Raw genomic sequence first — 225 nt, 5'->3', positions numbered from 1 at the left:
CGTTTGTTGGGTGCGCTACGGGGCTGTTTTTCTTCCGGCAGTCAGTTTGACCTGTGAATAACGGTCTGACTAGCAACTAAATAACACACCGTCACCGATGCTAGGAGCGTATCTTCTATGGATTCGACCATTTTCAACCGCCGTACCCTGTTGGGTAGCGGCGCACTTGTGGGCATTGGTGCCCTGCTTGCGGCGTGCGGCCAGCAGGCAAATAACGAGGCGGCA

This window comes from Rothia sp. HMSC069C10, assembly GCF_001812205.1.
GTDB classification, from domain to species: Bacteria; Actinomycetota; Actinomycetes; order Actinomycetales; family Micrococcaceae; genus Rothia; species Rothia mucilaginosa.
This window is presented reverse-complemented; position numbering follows the sequence as displayed.